Here is a 17,862-nt window from a genome sequence, read left to right as displayed (position 1 = left end):
GAGTATTTGCGCGTGCTGCCGCGCAAAACGCATTGCGCAGGCGGCCCCGCTGCCACTACTCTTGTGCGTGCATGCCGCGTCGCCGCGGCGAGCGGCTTTTGTTTTCGAGCAACGCTGTCAATCTGCTTACTATGCCCGCACCCATTGAAGACTACGCATTGATCGGCGACGGCCACACGGCCGCGCTCGTTTCCCGCGCCGGATCCATCGACTGGCTCTGCTGGCCGCGTTTCGACTCCGGCGCCTGCTTCGCCGCCCTGCTCGGCACCGAGGAAAACGGCCGCTGGCTCATCGCGCCCGCGCAGCCCGAAGATGGCGCGAAAGTTGAGGTCAAGACCACGCGCCGCTATCGCGGCGACACGCTGATCCTCGAAACCGAATTCGAAACGCCCGATGGCGCGGTAACGCTCATCGACTTCATGCCGCCCGGCAACGGCTGGTCCGAACTCGTGCGTATCGTCGTGGGGCGGCGCGGCACCGTGCGTATGGAAAGCCAGCTCGTGCTGCGCTTCGACTACGGTTTTTCGGTGCCGTGGGTCAGCCGTCTCACCTACGAGAGCGGCATCAAGGCGACGGTGGGCCCGGACACGGTCGTGCTGCGCACGCCCGTCGACCTCCAGGGCGAAAACATGCACACGGTCGCGCAGTTCGACGTGAAAGAAGGCGAACGCGTGCCGTTCTCGCTTTCCTATGCGGCCTCGCACTTGCGTCTGCCGCCGCCGCGCGACCCGTTCACGGCGCTTGCGCGTACGGAAAACTTCTGGACCGAATGGGCCTCGCGCAGCACCGTGGAAGGACGCTGGGCCGAACCCATCCGCCGCTCGCTCATCACGCTCAAGGCGTTGGCCTACGAGCCCACCGGTGGCATCGTCGCCGCGCCCACCACGTCGCTGCCGGAACAGTTGGGCGGCACGCGCAACTGGGACTACCGCTACTGCTGGCTGCGCGACGCGACGATCACGCTGCTTGCAATGATGCGCGGCGGCTACTACGACGAGGCGCGCGCATGGCGCGCGTGGCTCGGCCGTGTGATGGCGGGCTCACCCTCGCAGTTGCAGATCATGTACGGGCTCGCCGGCGAGCGACGCCTGCCCGAATTCGAACTCGACTGGCTGCCAGGCTACGAAGGCGCGAAACCCGTGCGCGTGGGCAACAACGCAGTCGGCCAGCTGCAGCTCGATGTGTACGGCGAAGTGATGAACGCCTTGCACCTCGCGCGCGTGGGCGGCCTGCAGGCCGACGAGACCGCATGGTCGATCCAGTGCGCGATGCTCGAACACCTTGAAACGATCTGGACGAAGCCCGACGAAGGCATTTGGGAAACGCGCGGCGGCCGCCAGCACTTCACGTTCTCGAAGGTGATGGCATGGGTCGCATTCGACCGCGCGATCAAATCGGCGGAAAAATTCGACTTGCCCGGGCCGCTCGACCACTGGCGCGAACTGCGCTCGACGATCCACGCGACCATTTGCGAGCGCAGCTTCAACAAGGATCTGAATTCCTTCACGCAGATCTATGGCGGCACCGATCTCGACGCGAGCCTGCTGCTCATGCCGCTGGTCGGCTTCCTGCCTGCGGCAGATCCTCGCATTGCGGGCACGGTCGCGGCGATCGAGCGCGATCTCATGTGTGAAGGTTTTGTGATGCGCTATCGCACCACGGAATTCAACGATGGACTGCCGCCGGGGGAAGGCACCTTCCTTGCGTGCAGCTTCTGGATGGTCGACAACCTGGCCCTGCAAGGCCGCATGGACGATGCACGCCGCATGTACGAGCGCCTGCTCTCGCTCGCCAATGACGTGGGATTGCTCGCCGAGGAATATGACCCCATTGCGGGGCGTCTGGTCGGCAACTTCCCGCAGGCGTTCTCGCATGTGGCGCTGGTGCACACCGGCCTGAACCTCATGCGGCACGAACAGGATATGGCGAAGGAAACGGGACATCCGGCGGTCGACGGCGCGTCGGCCGAGCCAGCTGTTGCATCCGCGTCGTAATGTTCGAAAGCGCCTGGACGTTTTCGCGAGCTGGGGTACACTAGCAATGCTGCGTTGCACAACAACCAGATGGCACAGTGCCGTCCGCGCCGTCTGGCAACGGGGCGAAACGCGTGTGCCGCCTTGCAGCGCGCTTGCAGCCAACCGCTGCGGGACGCATGCGGGTCTACTCGCGCTAAAGCCCTCCGTGCGGCGGCCGATAAACAACCTGACTGATTGACCGACCAACCTTGCCGGCCCGCATCTGCTCCGCGCATCAACCACGCGCGATCCGGGTGCGAACCGCTCCTTGAAGAAGCCGGAGCGCCCATGCTCTATCAAATCCGTGAATTCCAGCGCGCGTTGCTCAGCCCGCTGACCGCCTGGGCCCAGGCCGCCTCGAAATCGTTCTCGAATCCGACGAGCCCGTTTTCACTCGTGCCGGGCGCCACGCGCTTCGCCGCAGGCTATGAACTGCTCTATCGCCTGGGCAAGGACTACGAGAAGCCCGAGTTCAACCTTCGCCAGATCGTGAAGGACGGCTTCAATATTCCGATCGTCGAGCAGACCATCATCGAAAAGCCGTTCTGCCGCCTGCTGCGCTTCAAGCGCTACGCCGACGACACCGCCGCCGTGGCCGCGCTCAAGGACGAGCCTGCCGTGCTCGTGTGCGCGCCGCTCTCGGGCCACCACGCCACGCTCCTGCGCGACACCGTGCGCACGCTGCTGCAGGACCACAAGGTGTACATCACCGACTGGGTCGACGCGCGCATGGTCCCGCTCGAGGCCGGTGCGTTCCATCTCGACGACTACGTTGCGTACATCCAGGAATTCATCCGCCACATCGGCGCGAAGAATCTGCATGTGCTGTCCGTTTGCCAGCCGACGGTGCCCGTGCTCGCGGCCATCTCGCTCCTGGCGAGCCGCGGCGAAGACACCCCGCTCACGATGACGATGATGGGCGGCCCGATCGACGCGCGCCGCAGCCCCACCGCCGTCAACTCGCTCGCCACCGAGCACTCGCTCGACTGGTTTGCGAACAATGTGATCCATACGGTACCGGCGAACTATCCGGGCGAAGGGCGCGAGGTGTATCCGGGCTTCCTGCAGCATGCGGGATTCGTCGCGATGAATCCGGGCCGCCACACCACGGCGCATTGGGACTTCTACAAGAGCCTGCTGCGCGGCGACGAAGAGGACGCCGAAGCACATCGCCAGTTCTACGACGAATACAACGCGGTGCTCGATATGGCCGCCGAGTATTACCTCGACACCATCCGCACCGTGTTCCAGGATTTCAGTCTCGCTGAAGGCACGTGGGACGTGGCCGGCGAACGCGTGCGCCCGCAGGACATTCGCGACACGGCGCTATTCACGATCGAAGGCGAGCTCGACGACATCTCGGGCGCGGGCCAGACGCGCGCCGCGCACGACCTGTGCACGGGCATTGCCGAGGCGAACAAGCATCATCTGACTGCCGAGAAGTGCGGCCACTACGGCATCTTCTCGGGCCGCCGCTGGCGCACGATCATCTATCCGCAACTGCGCGACTTCATCCGTCATCACCAGCAGGCCGCCGGCAACACGGGCAAAGAGTCGCCTGCCCGCGGCCGCTCCGCACAGGGCGCTGTCGCCTGACAAAGGCTCGCGCTCCACTCGAGCGGATGAAGTACACGCCAGCAGCACAATCCGCGCGCCGTCCCAGGACGGCGCGCGGCGTTTGTGGAGCGTGAAACGATCTAGCGTCGTGCGCTTCTAGTGCGCTTCCTGGCGCTACTTGCGCATGAGATATGCGAGCAGCATTTCCGTGTTGAGCTGAATGATTTCCGCTCGCTCGGCAGTCGTGCTGAAGTCGCGACCGAGCGTGGCGTTGAGCGTATAGCGGTTCGATACGATGTAGTAGCCCATGCCCGAAAGCGTCACATAGAGCCGCAATGGATCGATGCTCGGGCGGAACAATCCCGCAGATTCACCGCGCGTGAGAATCGAACCGAGCGTCGCCACGATCGGCGAGATCATCTCGCGAATTCGTGTGGACTTCTGCATATATCGCGCCTCGTGCAGATTCTCGTTGTTCACGAGCCGCAACAGTTCGGGATTGTCGCGATAGTAGTCCCACACGAAATGCGCAAGCCGCGTGATCGCCTCGACGGGTGCGAGCCCCGCGAGATCGAGCGCACGCTCGGCTTCGTTGAGCGCGCCGAACGCGTGCTCGAGGACTGCCGTGAACAGTTGCTCCTTGCTGCCGAAGTAGTAATAGAGCATGCGCTCATTAGTTTCCGCGCGCCGCGCGATCTGGTCGACGCGTGCGCCGAACAGGCCGCCATTGGCGAATTCTTCGGCCGCGGCGAGCAGAATGCGGCGGCGGGTGCCTTCAGGATCTCTTTTGATTTTTGGCTGATTCATGGTGGCAGGATCTCGTTAAGCCGCGTTGTCCGGTTTACGTTGTCGGGCAATATCACGCCGGGCCTCTCCTAGCCCTGGTATCGACAACGTTGTGCGGGGCGCGCCAGGTTAATGGACAGACACCCTCCGACCTACGGTCTTGCGTTCCTTCTTGTTTGTTTGATGTCGTTGCGAGCCGACATCGTTCTTCCCCCTGTCGCTTCTTGCGAGATGCAATACGAGCAGCCCATGCATTGCGCCCACGCTTTACGTCTACTGATTCCCCCTCTACCGCAAAGCGTTTCGCATTAAGCGCTTTGATTATGGCACATGGCCCGCCGATGGCAATGCGGGAAATCGGCGATAATGCAAGCTTTGGCGCTGTGCGTGTGCGCCCTGTCAAGCCAGTTGCGCAACCATGCGCGCGGCTATGCGCGCCCAAGGTCACGCCACCGCCCGCCCCGATGTAGCGAACGTGAACGATCCCAAAACACTCGCAGATCGCATCGAAGATCTGCTGCCCCAGACCCAATGCACGAAGTGCGGCTACGACGGCTGCCGGCCCTATGCCGAAGCCGTCGCCGCCGGCACCGCCAACCACAACCAGTGTCCGCCCGGCGGTCTGGAAGGCGTTGAGCGCCTCGCGCAACTGCTCGGCAAACCCGTCATCCCGATCAATCCGGACAACGGTGTGGAGCGTCCGCGTCCGGTGGCGTTCATCGACGAACAACTGTGCATCGGTTGCACGCTGTGCATGCAGGCATGTCCCGTCGACGCGATCGTGGGTGCGCCCAAGCAGATGCACACCATCGTCAAGGATCAGTGCACGGGCTGCGACCTGTGTGTCGCGCCCTGCCCGGTCGACTGCATCGCAATGATTCCCGTTACGGGCGAAGCGACCGGGTGGGAGGCATGGACGCAACAGCAGGCCGACGAAGCCCGCGTGCGGCATGACCGGCGCGCAGCGCGCCAAACCGCCGAACGCAACGCGGCCGAGGCACGCGCCGCAGCGCGCCGCGCGGCCACGAGCGCGCCTCAGACCCCGGCGCCGCAAGACGCCGCTACGCAACCCGCAAGCCCGAGCGCCGACGACGCCGAAGCGAAGAAGAAAGCGATCATCCAGGCGGCGCTCGAACGCGCGCGCCGCAAGAAGGCGGAAATGGCCGAACACGGTGAGGGACCGCGCAACGTCGAGCACGTGAGCGCCGAGGTTCAGGCGCAAATCGACGCCGCCGAGGCGCGCCGCAAACGCATTGGTATCGAGTCGAATGCACCGGATGCGTCGAACTCAGCGCCCGATGACGACAAGAGCGCGCGCTAGCGCACCGCATTGCCAACGGGCCCCACGCACAACGAGCATGAACGCCACCAAGCGCCGCGCCATCTACGAAACGCTGCAAAGCCTCAATCCGCATCCCACTACCGAGCTGGAGTTCAGCACGCCGTTCGAACTCCTGATTGCCGTGATGCTCTCCGCGCAGGCCACCGACGTTTCGGTGAACAAGGCCATGCGCCGGATGTTTCCTGTCGCCAACACGCCGGAAACGGTGCTTGCGCTGGGCGAGGAAGGCGTCGCCGATTACATCAAGACGATCGGCCTTTATCGCACCAAGGCCAAAAACGTCATTGCGACCTGCCGCATTCTCATCGAGCAATACGGCAGCGAGGTGCCGCCAACGCGCGAGGCGCTCGAAGCCCTGCCCGGCGTCGGACGCAAAACCGCGAACGTCGTGCTCAACACGGCGTTCGGCCAGCCGACCATCGCCGTCGACACGCATATCTTTCGGGTTGCGAACCGAACGGGGCTCGCGCCCGGCAAGGACGTGCGCGCCGTCGAAACCGCACTCGAGAAGTTCACGCCGCCCGAATTCCGCCAGGACGCGCATCATTGGCTCATCCTGCATGGGCGCTATGTGTGCAAGGCGCGCCGCCCCGAATGCTGGCATTGCGTGATCGAGCCGCTGTGCGAGTTCAAGCCGAAGACGCCGCCGCCGGAGCTCTGAGCGAACGCGAGCGCCCGGGCGTAAAATAATCGATTCAGCCGTCGCACGACTGCGCCTCACCCATTCGACCGACTCAAGATGTTCAATCCCAGCCGCGACGAAGTCCGCCGCTTTTTCACCGAGACCTGGCGCAAGCAGCGCGCGGGCGAAATCCTCACGCCGCTAGAGGCGATCGCCGCCGACTGGATCGTCGAGCACCCCGAATATCACGCCGAACTCGCCAATGCCGATGGGGCCGCCGCGCAGGACTACTCGCCCGAGCGCGGCCAGAGCAATCCGTTCCTGCATCTGTCGATGCATCTCGCGATCAGCGAGCAGCTTTCCATCGATCAGCCGCCCGGCATCCGCGCGGCGCACGACCGGCTCGCCGCGCGCATGGGCTCCACGCACGACGCGCAGCACGCGATCATGGAGTGCCTCGGCGAAACGATCTGGGAAGCGCAGCGCACGAACACGCCGCCCGACACTGACGCCTATCTCATGCGCATCGAGCGCCGCGCTTCACGCGACTGAGAACGTCCAAAAGCGCGACTGAAGCAAAGACGCCGCAAAAAAAACACCCCGCGAACGCCTCGCCGAAAACGAGGCCCACGCGGGGTGCTTCACATGATGCGGCACGCATGGCGCGCGCCGCGTTCACGCTTACTTCTTGTCGACCAGGTCGCCGCTGAGGGACTCAATGTACGCCGCGAGATCCTTCATGTCGCTTGGCGAAAGGCTCTGCACCTGCGCCTGCATGATCGGATTGTTGCGGCCGAGGAGCGGATTGCTCGTGCCCATCTGGTACTGGCGCAGCGCCCAGTAGATGTAGTCGGCATGCTGGCCGGCGAGCTTCGGATATTCGCCGGTCACGGGCTTGTTCAGGCCCGGGCCGTGACAGGCCGCGCAATTGTGGCTGTCGGCCAGGACCTTGCCGTTGGCGGCGTCGGCCGCGTGCGCGGGATGGAGCGCGAGCGCGGCGGCCACTGCGAGCCCGGCTGCCGCGAGCTTGATGGTTGCACCGGCAAACGAAGGCGTAGCCGTGTAGGGCTTGTTCATGGGTTCTCCACCTGCCGGTTATTTATTCGGATTGTCTTTCGACGCGGCCGTTTGCGACGCATAGTAGGCCGCGATGTCGGCGATATCCTGCTCGGTGAGCGAGGTCGCGATCGCGTGCATCGTCTCGAAATGCCGGTCGCCCTTCTTGTAGGCGAGCAACGCGTTCATGATGTACTGCGCGTTCTGGCCGCCCAGAATGGGCACGTGGTAGACCTCGGGGTAAGCGGTGCGGTAGTCGGGAATACCATGACAGCCGATACACATCGCCACCTTGTCCTGACCCGCCTTCGCGTTGCCCACGACGTCCGCGTGAGCCGTGACCGCGAAGCACGCCAGCATGGTTATTGCGCCCGTGATGACGTGCTTGCCGACAATTTTTTTCATAGCATCCAACCTGGCTTGAGGGGATTCGAACGCCCGAACCGCAGGCCACGGCCTGCGCCGCATTACTGCTGTTTTACTTTTGGGGTCGCCGTGCAGGCCGAAAAAAATCGGTCCGAGTATACCGCGACGCCGCGCCGGCCGTCCACCGGCCGCGCCACGCCTGGCGGGCCTCGGAGCGCCTCGCAGGACCCCGCGCCTGGCCCGCATCGGCCACGCAGCGCCTTGTCGCGCTGGCTCGCCCGCAAGCAACCCGGAGGAACCCTGGCAAGCGCAACGGACTCGCCGCACACGCGTGGCAGCCGCCGCAACCCTGCCCCAAAGAGCGGACCCAACGATACGCGGTGGCGCGCCGACGCAACACCCCATCTGACTTATACTTGGTTTTTTTCCCAGCGAGCGGATTCACCATGCGCGCCACGCGTTTCGAAGGCTCATCGCAGTACGTCGCCACCGACGATCTCAAGCTCGCGGTCAACGCCGCGATCACGCTGAAGCGCCCCCTGCTCATCAAGGGCGAGCCCGGCACGGGCAAGACCATGCTGGCCGAAGAAGTGGCTGCGGCGCTGGATATGCCGCTCATGCAGTGGCACATCAAGTCCACGACGAAAGCGCAGCAAGGGCTCTACGAGTACGACGCGGTCTCGCGCCTGCGCGATTCGCAGCTCGGCGACGAACGTGTGAAGGACATCGCCAACTACATCGTGAAAGGCGTGTTGTGGCAGGCGTTCGAGTCGGAAGAGCAAAGCGTGCTGCTGATCGACGAGATCGACAAGGCCGACATCGAGTTCCCGAACGACCTCTTGCGCGAACTCGACCGCATGGAGTTCTACGTCTACGAGACGCGCCAGCTCATCAAGGCAAAGCAGCGCCCGCTCGTCATCATCACGTCGAACAACGAGAAGGAACTGCCCGACGCTTTCCTGCGCCGCTGCTTCTTCCACTACATCAGCTTTCCCGATCCGGCGACGATGCAGCGCATCGTCGAGGTGCACTATCCGGGCATCCGCAAGGAGTTGCTCAACGCGGCCATGGAAAGTTTCTTCGAACTGCGCAATGTCGCGGGGCTGAAGAAGAAGCCTTCAACGTCTGAACTGCTCGACTGGCTCAAGCTCCTGCTCGCGGAAGAAATTCCGCCTGCGGCGCTGCGCGCGGCCGACGGCTCGAAGTCCATGCCGCCGCTCGCGGGCGCGCTGCTCAAGAACGAGCAGGACATGACGCTGTTCGAGCGCCTCATCTACATGAACCGTCACAACCGTTGACGAGGACCACGCGAGAGAGGGACGGAGACACCGCATGCTGATCGACTTCTTCTACACGCTGCGCGACGCGAAGCTGCCGGTTTCCGTGAAGGAGTACCTTACGCTCGTCGAAGCGCTCAAGGAGCGCGTGATCGCGCCCTCGCTCGACGACTTCTACTACCTCGCGCGCATGACGCTCGTGAAGGACGAGCAATACTTCGATCGCTTCGATCAGGCGTTCGGCGCGTATTTTCGCGGCATCGAGAAGAAGTCCGAGCTGGCCTTCGAGATTCCCGAAGACTGGCTCAAGAAGCGTCTGGAACGCGATTTCACGCCCGAGCAGCGCGCGCAGATCGAAGCCATGGGCGGGCTCGACAAGCTCATGGAGCGCCTGAAGGAACTCTTCGAGGAACAGAAGGAGCGCCACGAGGGCGGCAGCAAGTGGATCGGCACGGGCGGCACCTCGCCCTTCGGCCATGGCGGCTATAACCCCGAGGGCATCCGCATCGGCGGCGAAGGCGGCCAGCGCAGCGCCGTGAAAGTGTGGGACGCGCGCGCATACCGCGATTACGACGATCAGGTCGAAATCGGAACGCGCAACATCAAGGTCGCGTTGCGCCGCCTGCGCCGCTTCGCGCGCGAAGGCGCCGCCGAAGAACTGGACCTGGGCGACACGATCCGCAGCACCGCCGCGAACGCGGGCTGGCTCGATCTCAAGATGGTGCCGGAGCGCCACAACAACGTGAAAGTGCTGATGCTGCTCGACGTGGGCGGCTCGATGGACGATCACATCAAGCGCACGGAAGAACTGTTCTCGGCGGCAAAAGCCGAATTCAAGCACCTGGAGTTCTACTACTTCCACAACTGCGTGTACGACTACCTGTGGAAGAACAATCGCCGCCGCCACGCCGAGCGCACGCCCACGTGGGACCTGCTGCACAAGTTCACGCCGGACTACAAGCTGATCTTCGTCGGCGACGCGACGATGAGCCCGTATGAGGTGCTTCAGCCCGGCGGCTCGGTCGAATACACCAACCCCGAAGCGGGCGCTGTCTGGCTGCGGCGTCTCGCCGACCAGTTCCCTCACTTCGCCTGGCTCAACCCCGAGCCCGAGCGACTATGGGAGTACCGCCAGTCGGTGTCGGTCATCCGCGAGATTCTCGGCCACCGCATGTATCCGCTCACCGTCGCCGGGCTCGAAACGGCCATGCGCGTGCTGAGCAAATAGGCGCCACCACTCCTGCCCTTTTCCGCTTTTTCAAGGCGGCGCGTGCCTGAGTGTTTCATCAGGCCGCGCCGCCCGATGCCGCCATACCTAAGCAAAATCTGGAGACCACCAGCATGACCGCCCCCTCTTCCCCTGACCTGCCAGCGAGTTTCAGGCCAGGACCGTTGCGGCCCTTCGCCGACACCTCGGTCGCCACCATCGTGGCGGGCTTCGTCGCGATGATGACCGGCTACACCAGTTCGCTCGTGCTGATGTTCCAGGCCGGCCAGGCCGCGCATCTCTCCGACGCGCAGATTTCCTCGTGGATCTGGGCGCTTTCCATCGGCATGGCTTTGACCACCATCGGCCTGTCGCTGTGGTTCCGCGCGCCGATCGTGGTCGCGTGGTCCACGCCGGGCGCGGCGCTCCTCATCAGTTCGCTGCCGCACGTGCCCTATGCCGAGGCGATCGGCGCCTATATCGTCTGCGCGGTGCTGCTGACAGCCGTGGGCCTCACCGGCTGGTTCGACACGCTCATGAAGCGCGTCCCCGCGGGCATCGCGGCGGCGCTGCTTGCGGGCATCCTGTTCGAGATCGGCATCGAGATCTTCCACGCCGCGCAGGTGCAGACGCCGCTCGTGCTCACGATGTTCTTCGGCTACCTGATCGTGAAGCGCTTCGTGCCGCGCTACGCGATCGTCGCAACGCTCGTAATCGGCATCGCCGCCGCCGCCGTGCTCGGGCTGCTCGACTTCAGCCACTTCCGCGTGGCGGTGGCCAAGCCCGTGTTCACGATGCCGGCGTTCTCGCTCTCGGCGGTGGTGAGCATCGGCATTCCGCTTTTCGTCGTGGCGATGGCCTCGCAGAACGTGCCCGGCATCGCCGTGTTGCGCGCCGACGGCTACGACCATACGGCCGCGCCCTCTTCGCCGCTCATCGCCACCACGGGCATCGCCTCGCTCGTGCTCGCGCCGTTCGGCTCACACGGCGTGAATCTCGCGGCCATCACCGCGGCGATCTGCACCGGTCCGCACGCCCACGAAGACCGCACGAAGCGCTATATGGCGGCCGTGTGGTGCGGCATTTTCTATCTGATCGCCGGGACTTTTGGCGCGACCATCGCGGCGCTGTTCGCGGCGTTCCCGCAGGCACTCGTGGTGTCAATTGCGGCGCTCGCGCTGTTCGGCTCGATCATGAGCGGCCTCACCAACGCCATGCAGAACCCCAGGGAGCGCGAAGCCGCGCTCATCACCTTCATGGTGACGGCATCGGGGCTCACGCTGCTCTCCATCGGCGCGGCGTTCTGGGGGCTCGTGGCGGGCGTGATCACGCAGATCGTGCTGAACGCGCGACGCGCGTGAAACGCAACGCCAGGCGTTTCCGCCATAAAATGATGGAGTGAGCCGCGCCCAGACGCGCGGCAATTGCGCCCCCGGCTTCCCGCCCCATCCGCGCGGGCCAGACCGGAACGGCACAGCGCCTTTTCGCGTTCCGCCCGGCGCGCCCCAGGTTCACGCCTGAAGCGCACCGGCCGTTCAACTCTCACCGATGCAGGCGCGCACGCGCCCACAAGGCCTGACATGACTACCGCACTCGACCAGCTCAAGCAGTACACCACCGTCGTCGCCGATACGGGCGACTTCCAGCAATTCGTGCAGTACAAACCGCAGGACGCGACGACCAACCCGTCACTGATCCTCAAGGCGGTCCAGAAAGCCGAGTACCGTCCGCTGCTCGAAAAAACCGTGCGCGATCACGCGAGCGAATCGCTCGAGTCGATCATCGACCATCTGCTGATCGCGTTCGGCACCGAAATCCTCAAGATCATTCCGGGCCGCGTCTCGACCGAAGTCGACGCCCGCCTCTCGTTCGACACGAAAAAGTCGATCGACAAGGCCCACCACATCATCGAACTGTACAAGCAGGCCGGCATCGGCCGCGAGCGCGTGCTGATCAAGCTCGCCTCCACCTGGGAAGGCATTCGCGCCGCCGAAGTGCTGCAAAAGGACGGCATCCACTGCAACATGACGCTGCTCTTCTCGCTCGCGCAAGCCGCCGCGTGCGCCGAAGCGGGCGCGCAGCTCATTTCGCCGTTCGTGGGCCGCATCTACGACTGGTACAAGAAGGCCAAGGGCGCCGACTGGGACGACGCGAAGGACGGCGGCGCGAACGATCCGGGCGTGCAGTCGGTGCGCAAGATCTACGCGTACTACAAGAAGTTCGGCCACAAGACCGAAGTCATGGGCGCGAGCTTCCGCAACACGAGCCAGATCGTCGAGCTGGCCGGCTGCGACCTGCTCACCATCAGCCCGGACCTGCTGCAAAAGCTCCAGGACAGCACCGAGAAGGTCGAGCGCAAGCTTTCGCCGGAAGCGTTCAAGGACGCGAAGATCGAGCGCGTGGCCGTGGACGAGCCGGCGTTCCGCTTCCAGCTCAACGACGACGCCATGGCGACCGAGAAGCTCGCGGAAGGCATCCGCGCGTTCGCTGCCGATGCGATCAAGCTCGAAAAGATGATCGAAGAGCTGCGCGCAAAGTAACGCGTCGGCGCTCCATGCAGAGCGCATTGAAATATCGATGACCGAGGGCCGCACATGCCGCATGTGCGGCCCTTTGTTTTGCAGGCGGCCCGGCAACATCCGTTCCCGTCTGCGCTCTCGCAAACCCTGACGACACACCGCTCGGTAACGCCCGGGCGCGCGCCTAGAATCAGGGCAGCGGCAACCCGCCGCACGATCCGGCCCCGTGCATACCCTCGCACAAAAAACGGCCGGCCAACGTCCCGTCCGTAAGGAAACCGACGATGCAAATCCAGCCCTATCTCTTTTACCCCGGCAATTGCGACGAAGCGATCGCGTTCTATGGCGAAGCGCTCGGCGCGAAGGAAGTGATCAAGATGCGCTTCAAGGAAGCGCCGCCGGACCCCGAGCGCCCCATGGCGCCCGAATTCGCCGAAAAGATCATGCACGCGACGCTCCAGATCGGCGACGCGCAGATCATGGTGTCCGACGGCGGCTGCATGACGCAGAACGACAAGTTCCTCGGCTTCGGCGTCTCGCTGACCGGGTCGGACATCGCCACGGCGGAGCGTTACTTCAACGCGCTGGCCAAAGGCGGCACGGTCACGATGCCGTTTCAAAAGACCTTCTGGTCGCCCGGCTTCGGCATGCTGACCGACAAGTTCGGCGTGCCCTGGATGGTCTCGGCGCCGCACGAGCAAGCGGCCTGATCGAGCGCCACGACTGCGTTGCGCGCCCGGCGTCACACCATGCGGTGCGTCGCGGCGCGCTCGATGTTCCAGCGCGGCTCGGTCTCCAGAAGGAGCGCGCGCAGGCGCTCCACCTGCTCCTCCACGCGCAGGCTGAGCCAGTACGGGCCCTGCATCTGCGGCTCGGGGCAGCCCTGCGGCGGCACCTGCATACCTTCGTGGACGGCCACGCCCGCCTCGCCTGCCTCACCCGCCATCTTGCCGTCACCCCTTCCATCGACCGGTGCCGAAACCGTGCGCAGCGCCTCCTGCGCCGCCTCAGGGTGACGCCCGCCGCCAAATCGCAGCGCCCGCGCCGTGGCCAGCAGCGCACGGCGCACGGTCTCGCTACGCTCTGCGAACGCCACGCGCACGAGCGCCTGCTCGTAGCTGCCTGTGCCCGTACAGAGCATCTCCAGCGCGCTCAGGAGCGAGCGATGCAGGCGCTGAACCTGCTCGAGCCGGGCGATCGGCACATCGATTTCCTTGGCGACCGAGGGCATCAGCGCACGCAGCTGCACGAGCCGTGCGTTCAGACGCATGAAGGTCTGCACCTGCTCGTCGGCATCGACGTGCACGCCGTCCGCCACCTGCGCATACACGCGGGCACATTCACGCAGATTGTCGGCGAGGCTGTAGCGCCACGAATACGTGGCGTGCAGCGGCAACGCGAACGAAAACAGGAGCGCAATCACGATACCGAGAATCACATTGAGCGTGCGCCAGAGGCCCGTATCGATGAGGTTGTCGCCGTGCCCCGCGACGATGCACATGGTGATGGCGGCAAGGAGCGCGACGTAGCCCGGCTTGCCAATGGCGTAGTACCCGCACACGGCGGCAACGAGCGACATCAGCACGTAGGTGAGCGGCGCGGAACCCGTGATGGCCTGCACGACGATGAGCGTCAAGCCGATCACGGCGCCCAGCAGCGTGCCGAGCGCACGCTCGGCGGCCTTCTTGCGGATGTTGCCCTGGTGCTGCAGGCCGCCGATCACAACGAGCAGCGTGACCGACGCCCAGATGCCGTGCGGAATATCGATGCCCGAAGTCGCGAGAATCGAGGCGAGCATCGCGAGGCCCACGCGCACGCTGTGTATGACCTTGGCGTTCCGATAGCGATAGTACGGCGACGTCAGCGCACGCCACATGCGCGCGATGCGCGAACGGCGGCGCGGCGGCCGCAGGCGTCTCGCGCCACCGTGCTCGGATCGGGAACGGGATTCGGTTTCGGACGAGGCCATGGCGCGGGCTGGAAGTGAGCCAAATCAGCCGCCATCGTGCACCAGAAAAACAAATGCCCGCAACTAAGTGTTGCGGGCATTTTCGGCAAGTTCGGGCCGGCGGCGCGCGGCGGGCCGAACTGTCGTGAGCGGATCAGCCCTCGACGACGTCGAGATAGTCCTCCGGACGCGTGCGGTCCGCGCCCTTTTGCATACCGACCAGATGCACGAGCGCCGAGACGGCGATCGAGACCACGAGGTTCACGATCAGCGACCACACCGCGGCGTAGCCCGGAATCGCCATGCCGAACAGGTGGATCGTGAAGATCGAGCCTGCGAGCTTGAGCGAAATGGCCATCCACGTGCCGGTGGCGATGCCGACCGCCCAGCCCACCAGCAGGCCGCGGTAGTCGAGCATGCGCGTGTAGAGACCGAGCACGATGGCGGGCAGCGTCTGAATGATCCAGATACCGCCGAGCAGCTGCAGCTGGATCGCGTACGTGAGCGGCAAGCCCAGGATGAACGCTACCGCGCCGACCTTCACGATCAGCGAGACCAGCTTGGCGATGTTGGTCTCCTGCTCGTGATTCATGTTGCGGTTGATGAACTCCTTGTGGATGTTGCGCGTGTACAGGTTGGCCGCTGCAATCGACATGATCGCCGCGGGCACCAGCGCGCCGATACCGATGGCCGCGAACGCCACGCCCACGAACCACGACGGGAAGAAGTGCAGGAACAGCGCCGGCACTGCGAAGTTCGGACCGAAGGCCTTGAAGTACGGTGCGAATTCCGGCATGTCCTTCACGCCCGAGGCAAGCGCCATGAAGCCGAGCAGCGCGAGCAGACCGAGCACCAGCGAGTACGCGGGCAGCATCGCCATGTTGCGGCGGATGGTGTTGCCCGACGACGACGACAGAATCGCCGTGACCGAGTGCGGGTACAGGAACAGCGCGAGCGCCGAACCTACCGCCAGTGTCGCGTAGGCGCTATAGCCGTTCAAACTCGTGGCATCCGGCGACTTGAGCAGCAGCTTGGCCGGCGGCACCGCGCCGAAGATGTGGCCGAAGCCGCCCATCTGAGCGGGAATCACGATGATCGCGACGATGATCGTGATGTAGATGAGGATGTCCTTCACCACCGCGATCATGGCCGGCGCGCGCAGGCCCGACGTGTACGTGTAGGCGGCGAGAATGGCGAACGCGATGATGAGCGGCAGGTCGCCGACGAAACCCGTCGTGTCGAAGCCGAGCGCGCCGATCACCACTTCGATACCCACCAGCTGCAGGGCGATATACGGCATGGTCGCGACGATACCCGTCACGGCGATGGCGAGCGCGAGCATGCGGCTGCCATAGCGCGCGCTCACGAAGTCGGCCGATGTGACGTATTGGTGGCGCTTCGCGACAGCCCAGAGCTTCGGGAACACGACGAACGCGAACGGATAGATCAGGATCGTGTACGGCAGTGCGAAGAAACCCGTTGCGCCCGCACCGAATACGAGCGCCGGCACGGCGACGAAGGTATACGCAGTGTAGAGGTCGCCGCCGAGCAGGAACCACGTGACGATCGTGCCGAAGCGGCGGCCGCCCAGACCCCACTCTTCGAGATGCGCGAGGTCGCCCTTGCGCCAGTGCGCGGCCACGAAGCCGAGAATCGTAACGCCGACGAAGAACAGGATAAAGACAACGGTTGCTGTAACGTTCATTGCGCGCCCCCTGCATCGTCCTTGCTGCGGGTCTTCGTCTTGAAATAGACGAGCGCGGTAATGACAGCGCTGATCAGCACCCAGAGAAGCTGATACCAGTAGAAAAACGGGAAATCCCACAGAGTGGGCTCGATCTTGTTGTATGACGGCACCCAGATCATCGCGATCCAGGGCAGCAGCAAAAGCCATAGCCAATGCTTGCTTGATTTTCCGGCGTCGGCGTCGTGAGCCATGACGTCTCCTCGTTGCTTATGTAGTTATGCGGCGTTGCTTTGTGCGCGGTCCGCCGCCCGGCGTGAGGCGGCCGATGGCCTCACAGACGGATAGCCCGCAAGGTCCCCGAAAGCGCTGAAAAGAGTATCGAGGCCACGCCGCACGGTCAAGCAGGGCGGACCCCAATTCCGAGGACGTTGTCAAGAGCCAACGGCTTGCGCCACGTCCGGAAAATTGTTCGCGAATGCCATGTGCGGGCGAAAAAAAAACCGGCCCTGAGGCCGGTTTCCTGTGCCGCAACGGCGTTGCCGCCGCTCGCGCCGATCAGATCGAGAACGTCGCGCCGTTCTGGCCGCTCGATTCGCGCAGCGCCTTCACCCATTGGTGCGCCGGCAGGCCGAGCTTGCTCTCGAGCAGGCGCGCGCGCTTTTCGAGGGCCTCGTACGTGACTTCGAGCGCCGGGCCCGAGAATGCGAGCGCCACGCGATTGCCTTCGTGCACTTCGGGCAGCGCGATCACGCGACCATCGAAGACTTCGTTCAGGCGCTTCATGTTGCGCACGAAGCTCGGGTGGTCGCCGAACAGATTGATCGTCGCGACGCCGGCATCAGTCAGGCACGCGCGCACGGCGCGGTAGAACGCCACGCTGTCGAGCACCGGGCCGCGCGCAGTCGCGTCGTACACGTCGATCTGCAGCGCGCCGATCGTGCCGTGATTGGCGCGGTCCTGCACGAAGTCCCATGCGTCGAGTTCGCGCACGGCGAGGCGCGTGTCGTCGTACGGCAGTTCGAACATCGTGCGCGCGGCCACCACGACCGCCGGATTCAGCTCGATCGCTTCGACCTTCGCGGGACGCAGATAGCGGTGCGCGAACTTGGTGAGTGCAGCCGCGCCCAGACCCAGTTGCACGATGCGCTCCGGCGTGGCGAGGAAGAGCAGCCAGGCCATCATTTGCTGCGCGTATTCGAGTTCGATGTGCAGCGGCTTCGAAAGACGCATCGCGCCTTGCACCCACTCCGTGCCGAAATGCAGATAGCGCACGCCGCTCTCTTCCGAGAACGTGACCGGCGCGAAACGCGGCTTGCGCGGCGCTTCGATGACCGGGGCGTTGTCGAGGTCGTCGGCGGCCGCAGCGGCTGCGCGGCGCGGGCGCTTCGTGACTTTCGCGGTCTCGCTCGACTGCGTCGCGTTGCCGGATTGCCTGAATGCGCGGGCCTCGGCGGAGGCGCGCTTGATGAGAGTCGTCATG

17 protein-coding genes are annotated in these 17,862 nt (G+C 64.6%); 10 read left to right on the top strand and 7 right to left on the bottom strand.

Annotated features, from left to right (window positions below):
* The first annotated feature begins 131 nt into the window (after positions 1 to 131).
* The gene (locus L0U83_RS04195; protein ID WP_233880819.1) at positions 132 to 1,994 is read left to right on the top strand and encodes a glycoside hydrolase family 15 protein; all 1,863 of its coding nucleotides are present in this window, start codon (positions 132 to 134) and stop codon (positions 1,992 to 1,994) included.
* Positions 1,995 to 2,303: 309 nt separating this feature from the next.
* Positions 2,304 to 3,611, top strand: coding sequence for a polyhydroxyalkanoate depolymerase (locus L0U83_RS04190; RefSeq protein WP_233880815.1), 1,308 nt, complete (start codon positions 2,304 to 2,306; stop codon positions 3,609 to 3,611).
* Between the two features lie 135 nt (positions 3,612 to 3,746).
* Here L0U83_RS04190 and L0U83_RS04185 read toward each other — a convergent pair whose 3' ends face one another.
* Complete coding sequence (locus L0U83_RS04185) at positions 3,747 to 4,379, bottom strand: TetR/AcrR family transcriptional regulator (RefSeq protein ID WP_112174323.1); 633 nt, start codon at positions 4,377 to 4,379, stop codon at positions 3,747 to 3,749.
* Between the two features lie 454 nt (positions 4,380 to 4,833).
* On the opposite strand from L0U83_RS04185, the gene rsxB reads away from it, so the two are divergent.
* From rsxB to L0U83_RS04170, 3 genes are all read left to right on the top strand, one after another.
* The gene (gene rsxB / locus L0U83_RS04180; RefSeq protein WP_233880811.1) at positions 4,834 to 5,679 is read left to right on the top strand and encodes an electron transport complex subunit RsxB; all 846 of its coding nucleotides are present in this window, start codon (positions 4,834 to 4,836) and stop codon (positions 5,677 to 5,679) included.
* A 37-nt stretch (positions 5,680 to 5,716) separates the two neighbouring features.
* Positions 5,717 to 6,361 carry an endonuclease III gene (nth, locus tag L0U83_RS04175; protein ID WP_233880807.1) on the top strand — a complete coding sequence of 215 codons (645 nt, stop codon included), beginning with the start codon at positions 5,717 to 5,719 and terminating at the stop codon, positions 6,359 to 6,361.
* 78 nt (positions 6,362 to 6,439) lie between these two features.
* A complete protein-coding gene (locus tag L0U83_RS04170) occupies positions 6,440 to 6,874 on the top strand; it encodes a DUF1841 family protein (RefSeq protein ID WP_233880803.1) in 435 nt (144 codons plus the stop codon).
* A 129-nt stretch (positions 6,875 to 7,003) separates the two neighbouring features.
* On the opposite strand, the gene L0U83_RS04165 is transcribed toward L0U83_RS04170, so the two are convergent.
* Both L0U83_RS04165 and L0U83_RS04160 read right to left on the bottom strand, forming a co-directional pair.
* The gene (locus L0U83_RS04165; protein WP_233880800.1) at positions 7,004 to 7,399 is read right to left on the bottom strand and encodes a c-type cytochrome; all 396 of its coding nucleotides are present in this window, start codon (positions 7,397 to 7,399) and stop codon (positions 7,004 to 7,006) included.
* 18 nt (positions 7,400 to 7,417) lie between these two features.
* Positions 7,418 to 7,783, bottom strand: a complete 366-nt coding sequence (locus L0U83_RS04160) for a c-type cytochrome (RefSeq protein WP_233880797.1) — start codon at positions 7,781 to 7,783, stop codon at positions 7,418 to 7,420.
* A gap of 407 nt (positions 7,784 to 8,190) precedes the next feature.
* Here L0U83_RS04160 and L0U83_RS04155 point away from each other — a divergent pair, with 407 nt between their 5' ends.
* The 5 genes from L0U83_RS04155 (at position 8,191) to L0U83_RS04135 (ending at position 13,457) form a co-directional block, all read left to right on the top strand.
* On the top strand, positions 8,191 to 9,042 hold the full coding sequence (locus L0U83_RS04155; protein WP_233880793.1) for an AAA family ATPase: 852 nt from the start codon (positions 8,191 to 8,193) through the stop codon (positions 9,040 to 9,042).
* 34 nt (positions 9,043 to 9,076) lie between these two features.
* Positions 9,077 to 10,249, top strand: a complete 1,173-nt coding sequence (locus tag L0U83_RS04150; protein ID WP_233880791.1) for a vWA domain-containing protein — start codon at positions 9,077 to 9,079, stop codon at positions 10,247 to 10,249.
* Positions 10,250 to 10,362: 113 nt separating this feature from the next.
* Positions 10,363 to 11,589 (top strand): benzoate/H(+) symporter BenE family transporter, encoded by a 1,227-nt coding sequence (locus L0U83_RS04145; RefSeq protein WP_233880789.1) that lies wholly within the window; start codon positions 10,363 to 10,365, stop codon positions 11,587 to 11,589.
* A gap of 219 nt (positions 11,590 to 11,808) precedes the next feature.
* Positions 11,809 to 12,768 (top strand): transaldolase, encoded by a 960-nt coding sequence (gene tal / locus L0U83_RS04140; protein ID WP_233880787.1) that lies wholly within the window; start codon positions 11,809 to 11,811, stop codon positions 12,766 to 12,768.
* Between the two features lie 263 nt (positions 12,769 to 13,031).
* Complete coding sequence (locus L0U83_RS04135) at positions 13,032 to 13,457, top strand: VOC family protein (RefSeq protein ID WP_201693610.1); 426 nt, start codon at positions 13,032 to 13,034, stop codon at positions 13,455 to 13,457.
* Between the two features lie 32 nt (positions 13,458 to 13,489).
* Here the strand turns inward: L0U83_RS04135 and L0U83_RS04130 are convergent, their stop codons facing one another.
* The 4 genes from L0U83_RS04130 to L0U83_RS04115 form a co-directional block, all read right to left on the bottom strand.
* Entirely contained in the window at positions 13,490 to 14,623 is a 1,134-nt protein-coding gene (locus L0U83_RS04130) for an FUSC family protein (protein WP_233883710.1), read from the bottom strand.
* A gap of 226 nt (positions 14,624 to 14,849) precedes the next feature.
* Positions 14,850 to 16,400, bottom strand: a complete 1,551-nt coding sequence (mctP, locus tag L0U83_RS04125; protein WP_233880785.1) for a monocarboxylate uptake permease MctP — start codon at positions 16,398 to 16,400, stop codon at positions 14,850 to 14,852.
* Positions 16,397 to 16,633: a DUF3311 domain-containing protein gene (locus tag L0U83_RS04120; RefSeq protein ID WP_233880783.1), complete on the bottom strand. Its 237-nt coding sequence runs from the start codon at positions 16,631 to 16,633 to the stop codon at positions 16,397 to 16,399. The genes mctP and L0U83_RS04120 overlap by 4 nt, the downstream gene beginning before the upstream one ends.
* Positions 16,634 to 16,937: 304 nt before the next feature.
* The gene (locus tag L0U83_RS04115; protein WP_233880780.1) at positions 16,938 to 17,861 is read right to left on the bottom strand and encodes a class I SAM-dependent methyltransferase; all 924 of its coding nucleotides are present in this window, start codon (positions 17,859 to 17,861) and stop codon (positions 16,938 to 16,940) included.
* Between the last annotated feature and the right edge of the window lies 1 nt (position 17,862).

The organism is Paraburkholderia flagellata, assembly GCF_021390645.1.
Classification (GTDB): Bacteria; Pseudomonadota; Gammaproteobacteria; order Burkholderiales; family Burkholderiaceae; genus Paraburkholderia; species Paraburkholderia flagellata.
The sequence above is the reverse complement of the archived record's forward strand: the minus strand, read 5'-3'. Positions and strand labels throughout refer to the sequence as shown.